This window comes from Streptomyces sp. NPDC053750 (assembly GCF_044544295.1).
Lineage (GTDB): Bacteria > Actinomycetota > Actinomycetes > Streptomycetales > Streptomycetaceae > Streptomyces.
The window spans coordinates 650136-669661 of sequence record NZ_JBITXB010000003.1; the positions used below are offsets into that span (position 1 = coordinate 650136).

Below are 19526 nucleotides of genomic sequence, written 5' to 3' on the forward strand. Positions count from 1 at the left end.
GGGTGAGGGTCAGGCCATGACGAGGGGGCGCAGGGTGTGGTGGGCGATGGTCAGGCCCTGGCGGACCTTGTCCGGGGTGCCGCCCCACAGTGGGTCCTCGTGCTCGACGGAGAGGGTGCCGGTGAAGCCCGCCTCGTAGAGGCGGTCGACCACGCGGGCCCAGTCGACCTGGCCGCGGCCCGGGACGCGGTAGCGCCACCAGCCGGTGGCCCAGGGGTCGCCGTTCTTGGCGGTGGTGCCGAAGAAGCCGTACCGGTTGCGGGCGACGGGGTCGAGCTCGATGTCCTTGGCCTGGGCGTGGACGATGCGGTCGGCGTACGGCGTGATGGTGGCCAGGGGGTCGATGCCCAGCCACATCAGGTGGGAGGGGTCCCAGTTGAGGTACAGGCCGAGGGAGAACATCCACTCCCACAGCTCGGGGGAGTAGGCGATGTTGCCGGGATGCCCGTCGGGGTGCCAGCCCTCCATCACGCAGTTCTCGATGATCAGCTTCACGCCGCGTTCGCCCGCGTGGTCGACGAGTTCGGGCAGGACGCGTTCGGCCTCCCGCTGGTTCTCGGGCACGCTGCGGGCCGGGTCGCGGCCGATGAAGGTGCCGACGTACGGCACGCCGAGGGCCTGGGCCGCGTCGACGGCGTGCTTGAGGTGGGTGCGGATCTCCTCGCGGCGGACGGGGTCGGGATGGAGGTTGTTCTCGTAGTACGCCAGGGCCGAGATCTCCAGGCCGGTTTCCTCCGTCAGCCGCTGTACGCGCTCGCGTTCGGCCGCGTCGAAGCGGGCGACGTCGATGTGCGCCGCCTCGAAGTCGCGTCCGCCGGTGCCGGGCCAGACGGCGACCTCCAGGCAGTCGTATCCGGCTCGCGCGGCCCAGCCGGCGACCTCCTCGAGCGGCCAGGTGGGCAGGCAGGCGGTGAGCATGCCGAGTTTCATGCGGGGACCTCCGTCCATGTGGCGTCGTCGGCGGCCGAGTCGAGCACGGCCTGGGTCAGGCGGGCGGCGCGCAGCCCGGCGTCGAAGGTGGGCAGGCCGTCGACGCTCTCGCCCCGTACGGCGGCGTAGGTGTCGGCGACGAAGTCGGTGAAGCACGCGCGGTAGCCCTGCGGATGGCCGGGCGGGAGCGCGTCCGGGCGTCCCCCGTCGCGTGCGGGGTCGCGGGTCAGCACGCGGTCGGCGTCCCGGCCGCCGATCCAGAGGCGTTCGGGGTTCTCCTGGTCGAAGACGTAACTGGCGTCCGGGCCGTCGAAGGAGAACCACAGCCGGTTCCTGCGTCCGGCGCTGGCCTGGCTGACGACCAGGGAGCCGAGCGCTCCGGTGTCGGTGCGGAAGGAGATCACTCCGCCGTCCTCGGTGGCGACGGCCCGGCCCGCGCGGACGGGGTGGGCGCGACCGAGCGTGGCCTGCACGGCGGTGATGCGCTGCCCGGTGACGAACTCCATCAGGTCGCACCAGTGGATGCCGATGTCACCGAAGGCCCGGCTGCCGCCGCCGCGCCCTGCGTCCACCCGCCAGTTGTCGGTTTCCGCGTCGGCGAGCCAGTCCTGGAGGTAGGAGCCGTGCAGCAGCCACGGCCCGCGGGCGTCGGCCGCGATCAGCGAGCGTGCCAGCCGTACGGAGGCGTAGAAGCGGTAGACGAAGGGCACGGTGGCCACGCGGCCCGTCCGCGCCGCGAGATGCGCGAGGTCGTCCGCCTCCTTCACCGAGACCGCCAGCGGCTTCTCGCAGACCACGTGCTTGCCGGCCTCCAGTGCCCGCCGGGCCATGTCGTGGTGCAGATGGTTGGGCGTGCAGATGTGGACGACGTCCACGTCCGAGGCCAGTACGTCCTCGAAGGCGGCCGGCGCGGCACCGGGGACGGCTTCGGCCAGCTCCCGGGCGCGGGCGGGCGAGCTGCCGGCGACCAGGCGCGCCCGGCCCCTCGCCGCCGTGACGGCACGGGCGTGGACGGACCCCATGAAGCCCGTGCCCACGATCGCGGCCTGTACCTGCTGCGTCATGGCAGCCTCCGGCTTCTCCTGCGATGAGTATCTGTATGCGTAGTGATGCGCATGGACGGACAGCACTATTGCACGTCGCAAGCAAAAGTCGTCAAGAGTGTGCTCCGTCACGGCAGAAGTGCGGAATGATGTCGGCATGTCACGCCGCCCCCCGACCGCCGTCGACCAGTACGAGGCCCTCGCCACCGTCCTGCGCCTGGTGCGCCGCAACCGGGCCCGGACCCGCCCGGAACTGGGTGCCGCCGCCCTGCTGGGGCGCACCGTCATCTCCCAGCGGGTGGAGGAGGCCATGGAACTGGGCCTCCTGGAGGACGCCGACACCGGCCCGTCGAGCGGCGGCCGGGCGCCCAGGCGACTGCGGTTCCGCTCCGAGGAAGGGCTGGTGCTGTCGGCGGTGCTCGGGGTGGCGGCGCTCGACGTGGCGGTGACCGATCTCGACGCCGGCGTGCTGCAACACCGGCACCTGGAGTGGCCCGTCGCGCGCGGCCCCGAGGAGACGCTCGAATTCCTCGACGGCCAGTTCGCGGGCCTGCTCGAGAAGCGCGACGCGGCCCGCCTGTGGGCCGTGGTGATCGGGATCCCCGGGCCGGTGGAGTTCGCGACGGGGCGTCCCTCCCAGCCGCCGATCATGCCCGGCTGGGACGGCTACGACCTGCGCGGACGCCTCCAGGACCGCTACGGCGTGCCGGCCTGGGTCGACAACGACGCCAACCTGCTGGCCCTCGGCGAGGCCTGGACCACGGGACTCGACGACGACCGGCACATGATCTACGTGAAGGCCGGCACCGGCATCGGCGCGGGCATCGTCGGCGGGGGGCGGATCCACCGAGGCAGCAAGGGCTCCGCCGGCGACATCGGGCACGCGCGCGTACTGGAGGACAGCTCCGTGATGTGCCGGTGCGGGCGGACCGGCTGCCTGGAGGCGCTCGCGGGCGGCTGGGCACTGGCCCGGGACGCGGTCACCGCCGTCCACGAGGGGCGCAGTCGCTTCCTGGCCGACATCCACCGGGCCACCGGGGAGATCACGCCCGCCGACATCGGGCTCGGTGTCGCGGCCGGGGACCCGTGGTGCCTGACCGCGGTGGCGCGGGCCGGTGAGCGCATCGGCAGCCTGATGGCCGCCCTGGTGAACTTCTACAACCCCGACTGCCTGGTCTTCGGCGGCGGCGCGGTCACCGGCGCGGACACCTTCCTGCGCGTCGTCGACCACACGGTGCGCAGCCGGGCCCTGCCCCTGGCCTCGGCGGACCTGAGCATCCGAGCCTCCGCCGCGGGCGACACCGGCGGCGTCATGGGCGGCGCCCAGCTCGCCGTCGAGGCCCTCCTGTCGGCGGACGCGCTCGCGGCCTGGGCGCCGTACGGAAAGCCGTCGGCGGTGGAGCCCGCCCGGCTCGTGGGCGGAGCCTGACGCACACTCGGCCTCCCCCGCCCGGGTCCACGGGCGCCGGGCCACGCGTGCAGGCACACGGAGGCCGGCACACGGATGCCGGTTGACGGATACCGACGGGGTGACGCATCCGTATGCCGATCTCGCGCACAGGCTCCCCCTGAAACCATTGACTTATGTCTGGCGCGTGCATAAGTTCCCACGGCAGTGAGCGGACTCAGGACGACGTCCGCCGCAGTCACCGGCAGCCGCCCTCCCGCTCCGCCTCTCGCGCGTCGCGGCGGCCCGCCCCTGCCTCCCGAAGGGACTCGACGATGAGTGCCGTGCCCTCACCCGCCACCGGCGTGGCCGCCCCGTCCTCCGCCGAGCCGCGTCCACTGACCAGGTCCGCCCAGTTCGGCTACGGGCTCGGCGACCTGGCGTCCAACCTGACCTGGACCACGCTGACGGCGTTCCTGCTGTTCTTCTACACCGATGTCGCCGCCCTGACCGCCGCCACCGCCGGCACCATCCTGCTGATCGGCCGGATCGCGGACGCCGTCATCGACCCGGTCGTCGGCCTGGCCGTCGACCGCACCCGCACCCGCTTCGGCCGCGCCCGCCCCTACCTCATCTTCGCCGCGCCCGTCCTCGGCCTCGCCTTCGCCCTGGCCTTCACCTCGCCCGGCACCGGCACCACGGCGGTGATCTGGGCCGCGGTCACCTTCGTCGTCGTCGGCGTGTGCCACTCGCTCGTCAACGTCCCCTACGGCGCGATGCTGCCCATGCTCACCGACGACACCGACACCCGCCTGAAGATGAGCGGCTACCGGTTCGTCGGCGCCTCGCTCGGCCTGATCACCGTCTCCCTCGCCGTCATGCCGCTCGCCGAAGCCCTCGGCGGCGCCGACCGGGCCCGAGGCTTCACCGGCATGGCGATCGTCCTCGGCGCGGCCGGCACCCTGCTCTACTGGATCGTCGCCCTGCTGTGCCGGGAACGCCCCGCCCCGCCGGCCGCCCGCGAGGCCACCTCCCTGCGCGCCCTCGCCTCCCTGTCCCGCAACCGCCACTGGCTCGGGGTGAGCGCCGCCTCCCTGGCCGCCTTCGTCCGGCTGGGCATCATCACCGCCGGCGCCGTCTACTACGCCCGCGACGTCCTGAACGACACCTGGGCCACGAGCTACATCCTGCTCGCCTTCTCCGCCTCCGCGCTGGCCGGCTCCCTCGTCACGCCCTGGTGTCTGCGCCGTACCGGAAAGCGCCGTGGCATCGTCATCGGCCTCGTCGCGACGGCCGCCCTGTACGTCCTCCTCTTCTTCCTGGACGGACAGCCGGCCGCGTTCATCGCCGTGTTCCTCCTCGCCAACCTGCTCGGCGGCTTCGGCTTCGTCGCCGCGCCGGCGCTCGTCTCGGACACCGTCGACCACCACGAGACCCTCACCGGCCGCCGCGACGAGGGCCTGCTCTACGCCGGCTACAGCTTCGCCACCAAGGTGGGCACCGCGCTCGGCGGCTCCCTCTTCGCCTGGGCGCTCGCCTGGGGCGGCTATCGCGCCGACCACGTCTCCGCCGGTGCGAGCCGCGCCATCGAGTGGGCCTTCGTCGGCCTCCCGGCCGTGCTCTGCCTGGTCCAGGCGGCCTGCATGCGCCTGTACGACCTGGAGCGGCACCCCGCCTGACCGCGGCGCCGACGCCGGGCCACCCCCTCCACGCACTCCCCGCACCGAACAACGAAGGACGACCATGCTCGAACGCCCGATCATCCAGCAGCGAGGCTTCCGCAACACGACCGACGACACCGGCGCCACGGGCTTCCAGCTCCAACTGCGCAACCCCAACTACCGCGGCATCGCCGGCAGCCTCGTCGACGGCGCCGACGTGGTGGTCGACGGCCACTCCTTCCCCCGTCAGGAGCAGCGCTGGACGCTGCAGGGCCGCACCTTCTCCCTCGACGAACTCCGCGCCTCCACGGACGTACGGTGGCAGCTCGACGAGCCCGCCACGCTCTTCGTCCCCCACCCCGGCGGCCTGAGCGCGGGCGTCCATCGCATCGAGGTCGCCGTCCACCTGCGCAGGCCCTACATCCCGGAGATCGCCGGACCGTCGGTGTTCCGCTCCACCGCCGCGGCCACGATCGTGCCCGACGGCACCGCGACCCACGGTCTGCGCCACGGCGTCTCCCTCTACAGCTACTCCGGCGACCTCTACACCTCGATGACCCTCGAGGACGCCATGGCCGACATCGCCGACCTCGGCGCCACCGGCATCGAGATCCTCGGCGAAGGCAACATCCCCGGCTACCCGCACCCCGACCCGGCCTGGATCGACACCTGGCACCGGCTGCTGGACCGGTACGGACTCACCCCGACGAACTACGGCTCCTGGGTCGACACCGCCATGTGGCGCGACCGCGACCTCACCGTCGAGGAAGGCAGGGCCCAGCTCGCACGCGACCTGCGCCTGGCCAAGCTGCTCGGCTTCACGTCGATCCGCCCCAAGTTCGGCGTCGTCACCCCGGAACTCGACCCGCACCCGATCTGGCAGCCCGCCGTCGAACGCGTCCTCGACCTCGCCACCGACCTCGACATCGTCATCTGCCCGGAGATCCACAGCCCCACCCCGATCAAGCACCCGGTCACCCAGGCATACCTCGACTTCATCGACCGGACGGGCAGCGACCACTTCAAGCTCCTCGTCGACACCGGCATCTTCCAGACGGCACCGGTCGACGACGGCCACGAGGGCTTCGAGGGCAAGAAGCGCCCCGCGTTCCTGGAACCCCTGGCCGTTCCCCTGTCCGACCTGGCCGACGTACTGCCGCACGTGCACTTCGTCCAGGCGAAGTTCTTCGAGATCGACGACCGGCTCACGGACCTGCACATCCCCTGGCCGGAGATCATCGCCACGCTGAGCACGGCCGGCTGGCAGGGCTGGCTGTCGAGCGAGTACGAGGGCCGCCGCGAGCCGTACCGGGGCCGCGACCAGGTCCGCCGCCAGCACGCCCTGCTGCGGACCCTGAGCGCGGACCTCGACTGACGGCCGGGTCCTGTACGCCCCTCACGTGAGCGACGTACTGGTTACCGGTGCAGGCTGCCCTGTGCACAGGGCGGTGCGTGTGGCGGGACGGTACGAGTCGCTCTCGGCGGTGCGGATCGGTACCACGCTCGACGAGGACGTCGCGAGCGCGGAACTGATCCGGGAGGTCGCCGGGCTGGTGGGAGGCGCGGCGGCCGTGCTGAGCCTCGGCGAGGCCGACCCGCGGTACGAGTCCGTCGCCGGAAACCCTGCGGTGCTGCCGGCGCACAGGCGCTCCTCCCCACCCCGGCGATGTGATGCCGCGCCGGTGACGAACCCGCCTTCGCTGCCGACGAGTTCATGCTTCTCTCCTCAACCCTGTGTCGCCGCTCGGGTTCGCGTCGCCCACCGCGGGTTGCCCTGGAGTCAGACCTGCTCGGTCTGCTTGGCGGGCGCACCGCCGTCCGGTGCGGCGGCCACCGGGGCGCGGTCCGGCACCGTCGTCGAGCCGGCGGTGGCCGAGCGGCGGCCGAGGTCGGGCAGGACGGTGGCCAGGCCGATGACCGCCATGACCGCGCCGAGCCAGAGCGGTGCGCGCAGGCCCCAGGCGTCGATCACCACGGCGCCGACGGAGGAGCCGAGGATGACGCCGAGGGTGATGAAGGACGAGTGCACCGTGTTGACCAGCGGGCCGGCGTTGCCGGTGCGCTGGACGCGGGTCACCATGGCCGGGTTCATGGTGACGCCGACCAGGCCGATGCCCATCATGCAGATGATCGCCGGCGCGGGCAGGCCGGCCAGGAGGGCGAAGCCGGTCAGGAACACCGCGTTGAGGACGAGGCCGACGGTGAGTACCGGGACGGTGTGCCGGTCGGCGAAGCGGCCGACGACGTTGTTGCCGAGGACGGTGGCGGCGCCGTAGGCGATCAGCAGCAGGGGAACGGTGCCGGTGGAGAAGCCGGTGACGTCGGTGAGGATGGGGTTGAAGTAGCTGAAGGCGGAGAAGGTGGCGCCGATGATGAGCGTGCTGCCGGACAGCACCAGCCACATCTTGGGCTTCTTGAAGACGCCGACCTCCTGGCGGAAGCCGCCGCCGCCCTCCGCGCGGTCGATGCGGGGCACGCCGAACAGGGTGGCGACGGCGGCGATCACGGTGATCAGGGTGATGGTCCAGAACGCCGCGCGCCAGCCGAAGCGCTCGCCGACGAGGGTGGAGACGGGCAGGCCGAGCAGGGTGCCGAGCATGAGGCCGTTCATCGCCACGGCGATCGCGCGCCCGCGGACCTCGGGGCGGGTGATCTGGACGCACAGGGAGATGCCCACGCCGAAGAAGGCCTGGGAGGCGATGCCGGTGATGATCCGCGCGGCCATCATCGTGCCGTAGCCGGTCGCGGTGGCGGCCAGCACGTTGCCGGCCAGGAAGACGGCGAACAGCACCATCAGTGCCGTACGCGGCGGGAACTTCATGAGGGCCATGGTCAGGAACGGGCCGCCGGCCGCCATGGCCACCGCGAACGCGGTGATCAGGTAACCGATCTGAGGGATGGTCGCTTCCAGTCCTTCGGCCATCTGCGGCATCAGCCCGGCGACCACGAACTCACTGGTCACCATGGCGAAGATGCCGAGCGCCAGGACGTATACGGCACGAGGCACGGTTCGGTCTCCTTCGGGGGGCGCGCGGCCCGGCGGTGTCCCGCGGGGCGGCGTCTCGTCAGGTTATGTATAGGTCAGTACAAAACTTGCCCATGCGTGGGCCGGGCCCGGGGGGCGGTGTGCGCCGTCAGTCGGTGAGCGCGTCCATGGTGATCTCGGCGATCGACTCCAGTGCGGCCCGGTCGGCACCGCCCTGGCTGGAGACGCGTATGCCGCCGATCGTCGCGTTGATGAAGCGGGCCAGTGCTCCGGGGTCGCGGGACGAGGTGATGCTGCCGTCCCGCCGGCCCTCCTCGAACACGGTGCGGAGCGCCGCCAGTCGGCGGGTGGTGTCGCGTTCCAGCATGTCGGCCGCACGGGCGTCCCGGGCGACCAGCTCGACCGTGGTGTTCACGGTCAGGCAGCCGCGGCCGCGTCCGTCCGCCCGGTGTTCCGTCTCGCCGTCGATCACCATGGTGAACAGGGTGCGGATGCGGTCGGCGGCGCTGAGCCGCACGTCCTCCAGGACGGCCAGCTGGGGGGTCGTCATGGAGTCGATGTAGCGGGCCAGTGCACGCTCGAAGAGGTCGTGCTTGCTCTTGAAGGTGTTGTAGATGCTGCTGCGCCCCAGTCCGGTGGCGTCGCACAGGTCCTGTGTGGAGGTGGCTTCGTAGCCCTTCTCCCAGAACGTGTGCATCGCCGCGTCCAGGGCCCGTTCCTCGTCGAAGGTCCTCGGTCGGGCCATGACCCGAGCGTAGCAGGTTTTGGATCGACCCATCCAATAGTGGTGTCACTACCCGACCTCGGCGACGGCACGGTGAGGGAGGGATGGACACCCTGCACCCGCGCATCCTCGAAGAGCGGTTCGTCTACATCGCGCGGAACCTCCCCTGTTCGACCTCCGTGACCCGTCCCGTGTCTATCAGCCGTCCCAGGTGCTGCACCGCGGTCCGTCGCTCGACGGGCTCCACGTGCGGGCCCTCGACGTGCGGGCGGTAGACCAGCCGGTGCTCGGCGATCTCCTCGACGGTCCGCGGCTCGTCGAGATACGCCAGGAGGCTCGCGTCCCGTCGTTCCACCACCCCGACGAAGGCGTCGAGCCGCCTGCGGAACTCCCCGGCGCCCTCGATCACACCCTTCTGATGGGCCGTGCCGTACCAGCGGACACCGATCTCCCGGCATCGGCGCATCGAAGCCTCGAAGGCCGTGAGACTGCTGCCGACGTCTCCGTAGTACGGACCGAACGAGGTCAGGTCGATGTCCGCCACGTAGAGGAAGCCGTCCGGCTCGATCAGGAAGCCGCAGTGGCCCGCCGTGTGGCCCGGAAGGTGGACGACGGTCACGGTGCGGCCACCGAGGTCGAACACCGCGCCGTCCTCGAACCCCGTGGCGTCGGGCCGATCCCGCACGTGGAACTGGTCGCGCAGCATCGCGTCGGTACGCTCGGCGGCGTCCGGGGGGAGGCCGTAGCCTTCGACCATGACCTCGCGTGACCGCAGCGCGGCCAGGTCCTTCTCGTGGACGCGGACGGGGACGTTGTATTCGGCGAGACCTGCGACGTGGTCCTCGTGCGCGTGGCTCACGAGGACCAGGTCCGCAGGGGGTGCCGCTCCGACGAGCGACAGCGACGGATCGACGACCAGCGTTTCGGCGGTGCCGCGCACGAGCACGGAGTTGGCGTAGGGGTAGGCGCCCAGGTCGGCGCCGACCAGCACGGTGACTCCGCCGTACTGCTGTTCCGTGAGTTCGGTGGTGGGCAAGGCCGGCTCTCCTTCGTGGTGTTGTGGTCGGGCTGATCATTGCGCTGTGCCCGGTCGGTATGGATGCTGGCAGGTCGGAGGTACTTCCATTGACCAGGATTGCGCTGACACTGTCCGTGCGGGATCTGAGGCACGCCGATCTGGGGTCGTGCACGTGGGCAGGGTCCGACCATCATCTCGTCGGCGTGGCCCGGCAGTTGGAGCGTGCCCGGGCGGGCGACGTCGACTACCTGGCGGTCTGCACTCCCGCAGACATTCCGATCGCGAAGGGCGGTGTCGACTACCGGGCCAAGGAAGGCGCCGGCACCCTGTGGCAACTGGCCGTCCACCCCGCACTGCAATCGTGCGGGATCGGAACGGTCCTGGTCGAAGCGGCAGAACAGCGGATCAGGGCCCGCGGCCTGCGGTGGGCAGAGCTGGGCGTGGAGGAGCGCAACCCACGCGCCCGCGCCCTCTACGAACGGCTGGGCTACCTCGCATACGACCGCCGGCCCGACTCGTGGGACGAGCAAACCCCGGACGGAACGCTGCGCCGTTACGAAACCATGTGCACGTTGATGCGGAAGCACTTGCCGTAGAGGACTCTCGTGGCCGTCCGGCCGCGGCGGCAGCCGCTACTGGTCCGCTTCCGGGCGGTCGGCGGTTGCCGCGGTCGGTGGGGCCAGGAGGCGAAGGCGGTCGTGACTGGGCGTGCCGGGCCCGGCGGTCAGGGTGATGAGCTGCTGGTCGGGATCGTCGGTGGAGACGAGGAAGGACCAGTCGAGGGTGAGCGGGCCGACGACCGGATGGTTCAGCACTTTCGTGCCTGATTTCTGCGCGGCCACCCTGTGGGTTCCCCACCAGCGCCGGAAGCGGGGGTCCTGGAGCGACAATTCGCCCACGAGTTCGGCGAGTCGTGGATCCTTCGGATCGCGGACGGCCTCCATCCGCAGTTGCGCCAGGGTCATCTGTGCCGCCCACTCCCAGTCCGCGTACAGCGCTCTGATGGCCGGCTCGCGGAAGACCAGCCGTACGAAGTTGCGATGCTTCGCCGGGATCTGCGCGAAGTCGGTGAACAGGGAGGCCGCCATGGCGTTCCAGGCGAGGATGTCCGTGCGCCGGCCAAGGACGACGGCGGGCGTGGTGGAGAGGTCGTCCAGCAGGCGCCGCAGTTGCGGCTGGACCTTCTGCGTGGTGCGCCGGCGCGGCCGGGCGGCGTCCCGGCCGGACAGTTCGAACATGTAGGCACGCTCGCCGTCGTCGAGACGCAGGACACGCGCGAGGGTGTCCAGCACCGGTTCGGAGGCCTGGCGGCGGCCCTGTTCCAGGCGCGTGTAGTAGTCGGGGCTGATCGACGCCAGCAACGCCACCTCTTCGCGACGCAGACCTTTGACCCTGCGCCTGCCGGTCGCGTCAGGCAGCCCCGCCTCGACCGGGCTCAGCTCTGCGCGCCGCGCCTTCAGGAAGGCGCCCAGTTCGCTGTCGTGGGCGTTGCTGCTGTTCATGGGTACGAGTGTTACAGCCCGCCGGTCCTGTGACAGTGGGCCTGGCCTGTCCCAGGACAGCGGTGTCCGGGGACAGAAGTAGCCCCTTACCCGTCTGTGTGCCGCATGTGAGTGTCGGGGACGTGACCGGTGGACGGGCCGCCCACGGGGACGAAGGCCCCTCACGGAGGCGCCGTGCCGACCGCAGTGACATCCCCCTTCCCGCCCGCACCAGGAGACACGCACCGTGAAGACCAGCGTTACCTTCCCCAGCAACGGTCTCGCCCTCGCCGGGATTCTCTTCACCCCCGGCCAACGGGTCGACGCCCGGCTGCCGGCCGTCGTCATCTCCCACCCGGGAGGCGGCGTGAAGGAACAGAGCCCGAGTGTCTACGCCGAGCGTCTGGCCCGGGAAGGATTCGCCGCGCTCGTCTTCGACGCCGCCCACCAGGGCGAGAGCGAGGGCGAGCCGCGAGGGCTGGAGAACCCCTTCCAGCGGGCCGAGGACATCAAGTCCGCCGTGACCTACCTGACCACCCGCGCCGACGTCGCCCCGGACCGGATCGGCGCCCTGGGCATCTGCGCGTCCGGAGGCTACGTCCCGTACGCCGCCCAGACCGACCACCGCATCAAGGCCGTCGCCACGGTCAGTGCCGCGGACATGGGCTCCGTGATCCGTGAGGGGCTGGGCCGCACCCAGGACCCGGCGATCCTCACGGCCCTGCTCGACCGGGCCGCGGCAGCGCGCACCGCCGAGGCACGCGGCGCGGCTCCGGAGCTGGTGGCGTGGATCCCCGACAACGCCGAGGAACTCCTGGAGACTGCCACCCGGCAGTTCCGGGAGACGTTCGAGTTCTATCGCACCGCGCGTGGACACCACCCCCGTGCGGTCCAGGGATGGGTGCTGCGCAGCGTCGACCAGCTCGCCCAGTACGACTCGTACGCGATGATCCGGCTCATCGCGCCCCGCCCCCTGCTGATGCTCGTCGGTTCCGAGGCGGAGACCGCCTACTTCAGCCGGGAAGCGATCGAGCAGGCGGCCGAGCCCAAGGAACTGTTCGTCATCGACGGTGCCACGCACATCGACCTGTACGACAGGGACGAACACGTCACACCTGCCGTCACCAAGCTCACCGAGTTCTTCGGCAGGCACCTGGCCGGGTGACCCGCCGTCACCGTTGGTGGCGGAGCTGGAAGGGCGCGTTCGTACCGGTCGTGCCAAGCCGTGAGTGTGAAGAACAGCGCGACGGCGGCCAAGAGCAGTTGGACCGCACCTGCGAACGGATGGGCCGAGTATATGAGCAGCACGATCAGGCTCATGCAGCCACCTGCGAACCCGTCGCCTCGCGAGATCGAGTGCTTCCCGGGGGCGGTCGTCGTTCCCCGGCAAGCGCGGTGCACCAGTACTCCGGTCGAAGGGCATGGTCACACGCTGGAACGTGACGTCGTGCACCGCAGCACGGTTCGCCGGGCCGAGACCGACTCGTGGCCGAGCCGAGTCGGCTTGACGCCGCTTTTGCCTAACCGCTATCTATTGGGGTCTCGCGAAGGAGGGGGAGGGCAGTCCGTGCAGGACGTGGTGCTGGCGCTTCTGGTCAAGGGACCGTCGCACGGGTACGACCTGCGCGGGCGGTTGCTCACCGCGCTCGGACCACTCGGCGAGACGCTCAACGCCGGGCAGGTGTACGTCACGCTCTCCCGGCTCGAGAAGACAGGTCTGGTCGTACGGGAACGCGAGGACGCGTCCGCGCGCGGTCCGCGGCGCAAGGTGTACGCGCTGACCGGAGCCGGACGGGAACGGGTGGCCGGATGGCTGGCCGAGCCCGCCGGGCCCCGGGCGGACGTGGCGGAGTTCCATCTGAAGCTGGTGGCCGCCGCCGAGTCGGGCATGGCGGAGCCGCTCGCGCTCGTCGACGCCCGGCGCCGCGAACTGAGGCACAGCCTCGCCGAGGTCCAGCACGCCGTTCTCACCCATGACGCGGACTCGGAGGCCGGGCTGCTCCTGGAAGGCGTAGCACTCCGACTGCAGGCCGATCTGCGCTGGTTGGAGGCGTGCGAGCGGACCTGGTCCGCCCGCGCCCCGTACGGGAAAGACGGAAAAGGCGGAGGGAACGGATGAGGTCACGAGGCGGTCGGCGCGGCAGGGAGCTGTCCCGGCGCGGCGACCTGGCGGAGGTGGCGGCGGGTCCGGTGCTGCGCGCCGTCGGCCTGTCGCGGGTCTACGTGCAGGGCGACAGCACAGTTCTGGCCGTCGACAGGGTCGACCTCGACGTCCCCTCCGGACAGACGCTGGCCGTGACCGGCCCCAGCGGCTGCGGCAAGTCGACGCTGCTGCACCTGCTGGGCGGCCTCGACCGGCCCGACGAGGGTGAGGTGTGGCTCGGCAAGCAGCGCATCGACCTGCTCGGCGAACGCGCGCTCGCCCGGCTGCGGCGCCGCGCCGTCGGCTTCGTGCACCAGGACTTCCACCTGATGGACGAGCTGACCGCGGCCGAGAACGTCGAGTTGCCCGCGCTGCTCGCCGGGGACCCGCCGCGCACCGCCCGCCGTCGTGCCGCCGCGCTTCTCGACCGGGTCGGGCTCGCGGACCGGGGCCGGCACCTGCCGTCCAAGCTGTCCGGCGGGCAGCGGCAGCGGGTCGCCATCGCCCGCGCCCTGGTCAACGAGCCGCTCGTGGTCCTCGCCGACGAGCCCACCGGGAACCTCGACACCGACGCGACCCATGACGTCCTCCGTCTCTTCGCCGACCTGCGGGCCACCGGACAGACCCTCGTACTCGTCACCCACGACGAACGCGTCGCCGCCACCGCGGACCGGGTCCTCTCCCTCCGTGACGGAGCAACGGCCGGGGACACACCCCTGGCCGCCGGTGGCTCAGGACTCGGCGCGCTCCTCGGCTGGGAGGAGTGACCGTGGGCCGTCTGCTGCTGATCTGGCGGCTCGTCGCACGGGACCTGATGCGCCGCCCCGCCGAGGCCGTCGTGTTCCTGGCCGCCGTCACCGCCGCCACCGCGTCGCTGACCCTGGGGATGGCCACCGACAACGCCGTGGCCGCCGGATACCTGAAGACCCGCGAGGCCACCGCGGGACCCGACATCGTGGCCGTTACCACCGACCCGGACCCCGCCGCGCTGGCCCGGCGCATCGCACGAGCCCCCGGCGCGGACACGGTCGCCGACCCGGTCCCCGGGTTCTCCACCACGGTCCGCGCCCACGGACGGACGGAGAACACCGCGGTCGAGGGACGCGAGCGCACCGCGTCCGCCGTGGACCGGCCGCTCGTGACCTCCGGCACATGGGTACGCGACGGCGGCGCGGTCGTCGAACGCGGCTTCGCCCAGGCACTCGGCGTGCGGGTCGGAGACCGGGTCACCATCGGCGGGCGCGACTACCCGGTCGTCGGTACGGCCATCAGCGCGGCCACCGCCGTCTACCCGTGGGGCAACTGGGCCTCGGGCCCGGGGCCTTCCGACCTCGGCGGCCGCATCTGGCTCACCACCGACGACGCCCGCGCCGCAGCAGGCGACGAGTCACTGCTGTACCTGCTGAACATCAAGCTGTCCGACCCGGACGCGACGCGCACCTGGACGAAAACCGTCCTCACCGACGACATCCGGGGCCAGGCATGGGTCAACACCCATCCCTGGCAGAGCTTCCTCGACGGGGACACCCGGCTGCTGAGGTCCGCCCAGCCCGCCCTGGTCATCGGCGGGGGCCTGCTCGCGGCGGCCGCGCTCGTCACCCTCGCGTCGCTCGCCGCCGTACGCGCCCCGCGGGACCACCGGCGCGCGGGTCTCTTCAAGGCGGTCGGCGCCACGCCCCGTACGGTGGCCGCACTGCTGCTCGCGCAGTACCTGCTCCTCACCGTGGTGGCGGCCGCCGCCGGAGTCACCGTGGGATGCCTGACCGCGCCCGCACTGGCCAACCCCAGTGCCGGGCTGCTCAACACGGTCGGCCCGCCGACCACCGACATCGTCGTGGCCGTCACCCTGCTCGCCGTACTGGTGGCCCTGATCGGCACGCTCGGCCCCGTCGTGCGCACCGTGCGCTCCAGCACCGTCGACGCCCTGGCCGACCCGGCGCACCTGATCGCACGCCGTCCTCGGCTGACCGCCATGACGGCCCATCTGCCGACGGCGCTCCTGATCGGGGTGCGTCTGATCGCCCGTCGCCCCGGTCGCGCGGTCCTGAGCGCCGTGGGCACGGCCGCCACCACGGTCATGGTGACCGCGGCCCTCACCTTCCGGGTGTCGCTCGAAGCGGAAACCGCTCAGGGAACGTCCACGTTCGAGGACATCCGCAACGCCGTGACAGGCCAGGTGATGCTCGGTGTCACGGTCGCCCTCGTGGCGCTGTCCGTGCTCAACACCGTCTTGGTCAGCTGGAGCACCGCGGTGCAGGCACGACGCGCCCTGGCCGTCACCCGCACCCTGGGCGCCACCCCCGGCCAGGTCGTCGCGGCGCTCTGCACGGCGCAACTGCTGCCCGCGGTGGGTGGGATCGCGGTGGGGATTCCGACCGGCCTCGGCTTGTTCGCGCTGTTCAGCGCGGTCGTGGTGATACCCCCGGCTAGCTGGCTCGCGGCCGCGGTCCCGGCCGTACTCCTTGCCGTAGCGGCCCTGGCCGCCCTGCCGGCCTGGCTGCACACCCGCAGCCCCGCCGCGCGCGTCCTCAACGCCGGACCCGCCTGACGGACTGGGCGGCGCTCGGCTCTCAGCGTTCCTCGTAGGGGTCGGACGGCTCGGCGATGGCACGGACCGTCGTGGCCTTCAGCACCGGAGGCCAGGCCGCGGCCGAGCCGAGCGCTCCCCGGGGGATCCAGGTCCCCGTCACCGTCACCCACGTGTCGGCCTCCGGTGCCCCCGCGCCGCGGATCTCCGCCTTGACCGCCGTCGCGTCGGCCGCGCAGCACGCCACTCGCAGCCGGGTGACGTACCAGGTGCCGCCGTCGCCCGACGTGACGAAGCCGGTCAGACGCACCGTGCGGCCCTTCAGCGAGTACCCGCTGTCGTAGGCGGCGCGGGAGCCGAACTCGGCCAGACTCAGCTCCACCGGATCGCCCGTGGGCAGGGCGGGGAACGTGCCGACGTACTCCTCGGCGCGCCGGGCTTCTTCCCGGGCCGCGCTGTACGAACCGAGCGCCGGGGGCGGGAAGCAGAGCAGGGCGAGGGCGGGGAGAGCGAGCAGCCAGGCGACGCGCGGACCGGCCGCGTGGGAGTGACCGTGGTCCGATGCGCCCTGAGCGGGGTGACCGCGCCCGCCGGAGCCGGAAGTGTCCTGGCGCGCCGCTCGTGCGGTCTGTGCGCCCCGCAGCAGACCGAGCAGGCTCAGCACGGCGCCGGAGACGATCAAATAGGGGCGCAGTCCTGCCTGGACGTACCGGAGGTAAAGATCGCTGAACAGCGAGATGCGCAGCACTGCGACGCCGACCAGCAGCAACAGCACGGCGGGACCGTACTTTCTCACAGCAGCCACCACCCCACGAGCACACTGCTCACCACTGCGGTCACCCAGGTGACGGAGGAGAACCGGAGCGCGAACTCCCGCCCGAACGTGCCTGCCTGAAGCGCGAACAGCTTGAGGTCGACCATCGGGCCGACCACCATGAACGCCAGCTGGGCCACTGGTCCGAACCCGCTGAGCGACGCGGCGACGAAGGCGTCCGCCTCGCTGCACACGCACAGAACCACGGCGAGCAGCGCAAGGAGCAGTACCGACACCCAGGGGGATGCGGTGAAGACGTCCAGCAGCGCTCGCGGCACAGCGATGTTGAAGGTCGCTGCCGCGGCCGCCCCCAGCACCAGGAAGCCCCCGGCGTGCAGGAAGTCGTGCTGCAGCCCCGCCACGAAGGCACCCGCGCGTGAGGTGCCGGACGCGGCCGCCGGCCTCGTCGGCAGCCGAAGCCACTCCGTGCGACCGAAGCGCGCCCACAGCCAGCCCATGGCCACGGCGGTGGCGAGCGAGGCGGTGAACCGGGCCACCACCATCATCGGTTGGCCGGGGAACGCGAGTGACGTGGCGATGAGCACGACGGGATTGATGGCGGGCGCGGAGAGCAGGAACGCGAGCGCGGCCGCCGGGGCCACCCCGCGCCGCATCAGACTGCCGGCCACCGGCACGGACGCGCACTCGCACCCCGGCAGCACCACGCCGGCCGCGCCCGCCACCGGTACCGCGAGAGCCGGACTGCGCGGCAGCAGGCGGGTGAAGGCCCGCTCGGGCACGAGCGCGCCGACGGTCGCGGAGACCAACGCACCGAGCAGGAGGAACGGCACCCCCTGGACGACCACGGCGGTGAACACGGTCCACCAGGCCGCGACGGGCGGTGTGTAGAGGTCGAGCGCGAGCATCGGCCCGAGCACCCCGGCGACCGTGACGATCGTGAGGAGCGCGAAACCGCCCAGCAGGACCTGCACACCGGTCCGCACGGTCAGGCTCACGGCGTCAGCGAGTCTGCCCTGCCTCCCCGTGTACTTCTGATCGCTCACGTCACTCGTTTCACCGTTTGTATCCACTGTTCCTGGTCAGCCCGTGGCCGTCGGCGCGGTCTTCACACGGTGCCGGGCCCGCCCAGCTTAATGAGGCAGCTTGTGCCCCCCCTTGGGCGGAGCTGGCGAGTTCCTGTGAATCCCGCCTACGCCGGCTGCCAGATCCGGGACAGGGCCGTCGGGGTGAGTACGTGCTCGGGAGGGCCCTGCCCGACCAGCCGTCCGTCGCCGAGGAGCAGGCAGGCGTCGGCCGAGCGGGCGGCCGCCAGGTCGTGGGTGGCCTGGACGACGGTCGTGCCGTCGGCGACCAGCTCCGTCAACAGCGCCGTGATCCGTTCCCGGGCTTCGGGGTCGAGCCCGGTGGTCGGCTCGTCCAGGAGCAGCAGGTCGGACTGCTGGGCGAGGCCCTGGGCGATCAGGACGCGCTGACGTTGCCCACCGGACAACTCGCCGAGCTGGCGGTCGGCGAGGTCGGCGACGCCCAGTCGTTCCATGGCGGAGTCGACCGCGGTCCGGTCCTGCCGGGTCGGTCGCCGCCACAGCCCCCGCTCTCCCCAGCGACCCATCTCCACGGTCTGCCGTGCCGTGAGGGGGAGTGCGTCGCCGACGGCGCCGCGCTGCGGGACGAAGGCCGGCGGGCGCCCCTCCGCGTACCAGAGCTGTCCGGACGTGGCGTCGATCACGCCGGCGAGGACGCCGAGCAGGGTGGACTTCCCGCTGCCGTTCGGACCGACGAGCGCCGTCTTCGCCAAGGCCGGTATGTGGGCGCTGAGTTGACGGAGTACTGGGCGGCCGGGGTAGCCCGCGTCCAGGTCGCTGAACCGGATGCGCTCATTCCTTGGCTCGTCGCCGGGCGGCGTTGCTGAGGGTTTATTGAACATGATTGTCATTGTAGGGTCTTCGTATGGAGTGGTTGACGGCCCCTTTCGAGGTGGCCTTTGTGCAGCGGGCCCTGTGGGCCGGGATCCTGGTGTCGGCGATATGTGCCCTCGCGGGGACGTGGGTGGTGCTGAGGGGAATGGCCTTCCTCGGTGACGCCATGTCCCACGGCCTCCTGCCCGGCGTCGCGGTCGCCGCGCTGCTCGGGGGGAACCTGCTGGTGGGTGCGGTGGTGAGTGCGGCCGTCATGGCGGCCGGTGTCACCGCCCTCGGCCGTACTCCGAGGCTGTCCCAGGACACCGGTATCGGCCTGCTCTTCGTCGGCATGCTGTCGCTGGGCGTCATCATCGTGTCGCGCTCGCAGTCGTTCGCCGTGGACCTCACCGGGTTCCTCTTCGGTGACGTCCTCGCCGTACGAGAGAGCGACCTGGTCCTCCTCGGGGCGGCGCTGCTGCTGGCGCTGGCCGTCTCCGTGCTCGGTCACCGTGCCTTCCTGGCCCTCGCGTTCGACGAGCGCAAGGCCCGGACGCTCGGTCTGCGCCCCCGACTGGCGCACGCCGTGCTGCTCGGTCTGCTGGCGCTGGCCATCGTCGCCTCCTTCCACATCGTGGGCACGCTGCTCGTCCTCGGCCTGCTCATCGCCCCGCCGGCGGCGGCCCTGCCCTGGGCGCGCAGCGTCCGCGGCGTCATGCTCCTCGCCGCGGCCCTCGGCGCGACCGCCACCTTCGGCGGCCTGCTGCTCTCCTGGCACCTGAGCACCGCGGCCGGCGCGACCGTCTCGGCCCTCGCGGTCAGCCTCTTCTTCCTGTCCCACCTGGCGTCCGGGTGCCGGCACCGGCGTCGTGCACGCCGCGCCGGTCTCCCCGCCCGTGCCGCCCCGTTCACCGTGAACGCCCCCACGACCCGACCGAACGAAACCTGAGGCGATC

18 protein-coding genes are annotated in these 19526 nt (G+C 71.8%); 9 read left to right on the top strand and 9 right to left on the bottom strand.

What is annotated here, in order from left to right:
• Positions 1-9: 9 nt before the first annotated feature.
• Entirely contained in the window at positions 10-930 is a 921-nt protein-coding gene (locus tag ACIGO6_RS12295) for a sugar phosphate isomerase/epimerase family protein (protein WP_399874755.1), read from the bottom strand.
• Positions 927-1994: a Gfo/Idh/MocA family protein gene (locus tag ACIGO6_RS12300; protein WP_399874756.1), complete on the bottom strand. Its 1068-nt coding sequence runs from the start codon at positions 1992-1994 to the stop codon at positions 927-929. The genes ACIGO6_RS12295 and ACIGO6_RS12300 overlap by 4 nt, the downstream gene beginning before the upstream one ends.
• Positions 1995-2130: 136 nt before the next feature.
• Here ACIGO6_RS12300 and ACIGO6_RS12305 point away from each other — a divergent pair, with 136 nt between their 5' ends.
• The 3 genes from ACIGO6_RS12305 to ACIGO6_RS12315 all read left to right on the top strand — a co-directional run bounded on the left by ACIGO6_RS12305 (position 2131) and on the right by ACIGO6_RS12315 (position 6396).
• A complete protein-coding gene (locus ACIGO6_RS12305) occupies positions 2131-3402 on the top strand; it encodes an ROK family protein (protein WP_399874758.1) in 1272 nt (423 codons plus the stop codon).
• A 293-nt stretch (positions 3403-3695) separates the two neighbouring features.
• The gene (locus ACIGO6_RS12310) at positions 3696-5039 is read left to right on the top strand and encodes an MFS transporter (protein WP_399874760.1); all 1344 of its coding nucleotides are present in this window, start codon (positions 3696-3698) and stop codon (positions 5037-5039) included.
• 64 nt (positions 5040-5103) lie between these two features.
• The gene (locus ACIGO6_RS12315) at positions 5104-6396 is read left to right on the top strand and encodes a DUF6379 domain-containing protein (RefSeq protein ID WP_399874762.1); all 1293 of its coding nucleotides are present in this window, start codon (positions 5104-5106) and stop codon (positions 6394-6396) included.
• Between the two features lie 405 nt (positions 6397-6801).
• On the opposite strand, the gene ACIGO6_RS12320 is transcribed toward ACIGO6_RS12315, so the two are convergent.
• From ACIGO6_RS12320 to ACIGO6_RS12330, 3 genes are all read right to left on the bottom strand, one after another.
• The gene (locus ACIGO6_RS12320) at positions 6802-8028 is read right to left on the bottom strand and encodes an MFS transporter (RefSeq protein WP_399874764.1); all 1227 of its coding nucleotides are present in this window, start codon (positions 8026-8028) and stop codon (positions 6802-6804) included.
• A 127-nt stretch (positions 8029-8155) separates the two neighbouring features.
• The gene (locus tag ACIGO6_RS12325) at positions 8156-8752 is read right to left on the bottom strand and encodes a TetR/AcrR family transcriptional regulator (RefSeq protein WP_399874766.1); all 597 of its coding nucleotides are present in this window, start codon (positions 8750-8752) and stop codon (positions 8156-8158) included.
• Positions 8753-8876: 124 nt separating this feature from the next.
• Entirely contained in the window at positions 8877-9767 is an 891-nt protein-coding gene (locus ACIGO6_RS12330) for an MBL fold metallo-hydrolase (protein ID WP_399874767.1), read from the bottom strand.
• Between the two features lie 59 nt (positions 9768-9826).
• On the opposite strand from ACIGO6_RS12330, the gene ACIGO6_RS12335 reads away from it, so the two are divergent.
• On the top strand, positions 9827-10345 hold the full coding sequence (locus ACIGO6_RS12335; protein ID WP_399874906.1) for a GNAT family N-acetyltransferase: 519 nt from the start codon (positions 9827-9829) through the stop codon (positions 10343-10345).
• 36 nt (positions 10346-10381) lie between these two features.
• Here the strand turns inward: ACIGO6_RS12335 and ACIGO6_RS12340 are convergent, their stop codons facing one another.
• Positions 10382-11251 (bottom strand): helix-turn-helix domain-containing protein, encoded by an 870-nt coding sequence (locus ACIGO6_RS12340; protein ID WP_399874769.1) that lies wholly within the window; start codon positions 11249-11251, stop codon positions 10382-10384.
• Positions 11252-11477: 226 nt separating this feature from the next.
• Here ACIGO6_RS12340 and ACIGO6_RS12345 point away from each other — a divergent pair, with 226 nt between their 5' ends.
• From ACIGO6_RS12345 to ACIGO6_RS12360, 4 genes are all read left to right on the top strand, one after another.
• Complete coding sequence (locus ACIGO6_RS12345; RefSeq protein WP_399874771.1) at positions 11478-12395, top strand: alpha/beta hydrolase; 918 nt, start codon at positions 11478-11480, stop codon at positions 12393-12395.
• A 402-nt stretch (positions 12396-12797) separates the two neighbouring features.
• Positions 12798-13349, top strand: a complete 552-nt coding sequence (locus ACIGO6_RS12350; RefSeq protein ID WP_399874773.1) for a PadR family transcriptional regulator — start codon at positions 12798-12800, stop codon at positions 13347-13349.
• Positions 13346-14140, top strand: coding sequence for an ABC transporter ATP-binding protein (locus ACIGO6_RS12355; protein WP_399874775.1), 795 nt, complete (start codon positions 13346-13348; stop codon positions 14138-14140). Before ACIGO6_RS12350 ends, ACIGO6_RS12355 begins: the two co-directional genes overlap by 4 nt.
• A 2-nt stretch (positions 14141-14142) precedes the next feature.
• Positions 14143-15921, top strand: coding sequence for an FtsX-like permease family protein (locus ACIGO6_RS12360; RefSeq protein ID WP_399874777.1), 1779 nt, complete (start codon positions 14143-14145; stop codon positions 15919-15921).
• 22 nt (positions 15922-15943) lie between these two features.
• On the opposite strand, the gene ACIGO6_RS12365 is transcribed toward ACIGO6_RS12360, so the two are convergent.
• The 3 genes from ACIGO6_RS12365 to aztA all read right to left on the bottom strand — a co-directional run bounded on the left by ACIGO6_RS12365 (position 15944) and on the right by aztA (position 18608).
• On the bottom strand, positions 15944-16696 hold the full coding sequence (locus tag ACIGO6_RS12365) for a TIGR03943 family putative permease subunit (protein ID WP_399874778.1): 753 nt from the start codon (positions 16694-16696) through the stop codon (positions 15944-15946).
• A complete protein-coding gene (locus tag ACIGO6_RS12370) occupies positions 16693-17718 on the bottom strand; it encodes a permease (protein ID WP_399874780.1) in 1026 nt (341 codons plus the stop codon). The genes ACIGO6_RS12365 and ACIGO6_RS12370 overlap by 4 nt, the downstream gene beginning before the upstream one ends.
• 146 nt (positions 17719-17864) lie before the next feature.
• Positions 17865-18608, bottom strand: coding sequence for a zinc ABC transporter ATP-binding protein AztA (gene aztA, locus ACIGO6_RS12375; protein ID WP_399874782.1), 744 nt, complete (start codon positions 18606-18608; stop codon positions 17865-17867).
• 14 nt (positions 18609-18622) lie between these two features.
• Between aztA and aztB the strand changes: the two genes are divergently transcribed.
• A complete protein-coding gene (gene aztB / locus ACIGO6_RS12380) occupies positions 18623-19519 on the top strand; it encodes a zinc ABC transporter permease AztB (protein ID WP_399874784.1) in 897 nt (298 codons plus the stop codon).
• The last annotated feature ends 7 nt before the right edge of the window (positions 19520-19526 follow it).

Coding starts and splice junctions, on each gene's coding strand:
- aztB (WP_399874784.1), top strand. CDS start 18,623: ATGGAGTGGTTGACGGCCCCTTTCGAGGTGGCCTTTGTGCAGCGGGCC.
- ACIGO6_RS12305 (WP_399874758.1), top strand. CDS start 2,131: ATGTCACGCCGCCCCCCGACCGCCGTCGACCAGTACGAGGCCCTCGCC.
- ACIGO6_RS12325 (WP_399874766.1), bottom strand. CDS start 8,752: ATGGCCCGACCGAGGACCTTCGACGAGGAACGGGCCCTGGACGCGGCG.
- ACIGO6_RS12355 (WP_399874775.1), top strand. CDS start 13,346: ATGAGGTCACGAGGCGGTCGGCGCGGCAGGGAGCTGTCCCGGCGCGGC.
- aztA (WP_399874782.1), bottom strand. CDS start 18,608: ATGACAATCATGTTCAATAAACCCTCAGCAACGCCGCCCGGCGACGAG.
- ACIGO6_RS12340 (WP_399874769.1), bottom strand. CDS start 11,251: ATGAACAGCAGCAACGCCCACGACAGCGAACTGGGCGCCTTCCTGAAG.
- ACIGO6_RS12315 (WP_399874762.1), top strand. CDS start 5,104: ATGCTCGAACGCCCGATCATCCAGCAGCGAGGCTTCCGCAACACGACC.
- ACIGO6_RS12295 (WP_399874755.1), bottom strand. CDS start 930: ATGAAACTCGGCATGCTCACCGCCTGCCTGCCCACCTGGCCGCTCGAG.
- ACIGO6_RS12335 (WP_399874906.1), top strand. CDS start 9,827: ATGGATGCTGGCAGGTCGGAGGTACTTCCATTGACCAGGATTGCGCTG.
- ACIGO6_RS12300 (WP_399874756.1), bottom strand. CDS start 1,994: ATGACGCAGCAGGTACAGGCCGCGATCGTGGGCACGGGCTTCATGGGG.
- ACIGO6_RS12310 (WP_399874760.1), top strand. CDS start 3,696: ATGAGTGCCGTGCCCTCACCCGCCACCGGCGTGGCCGCCCCGTCCTCC.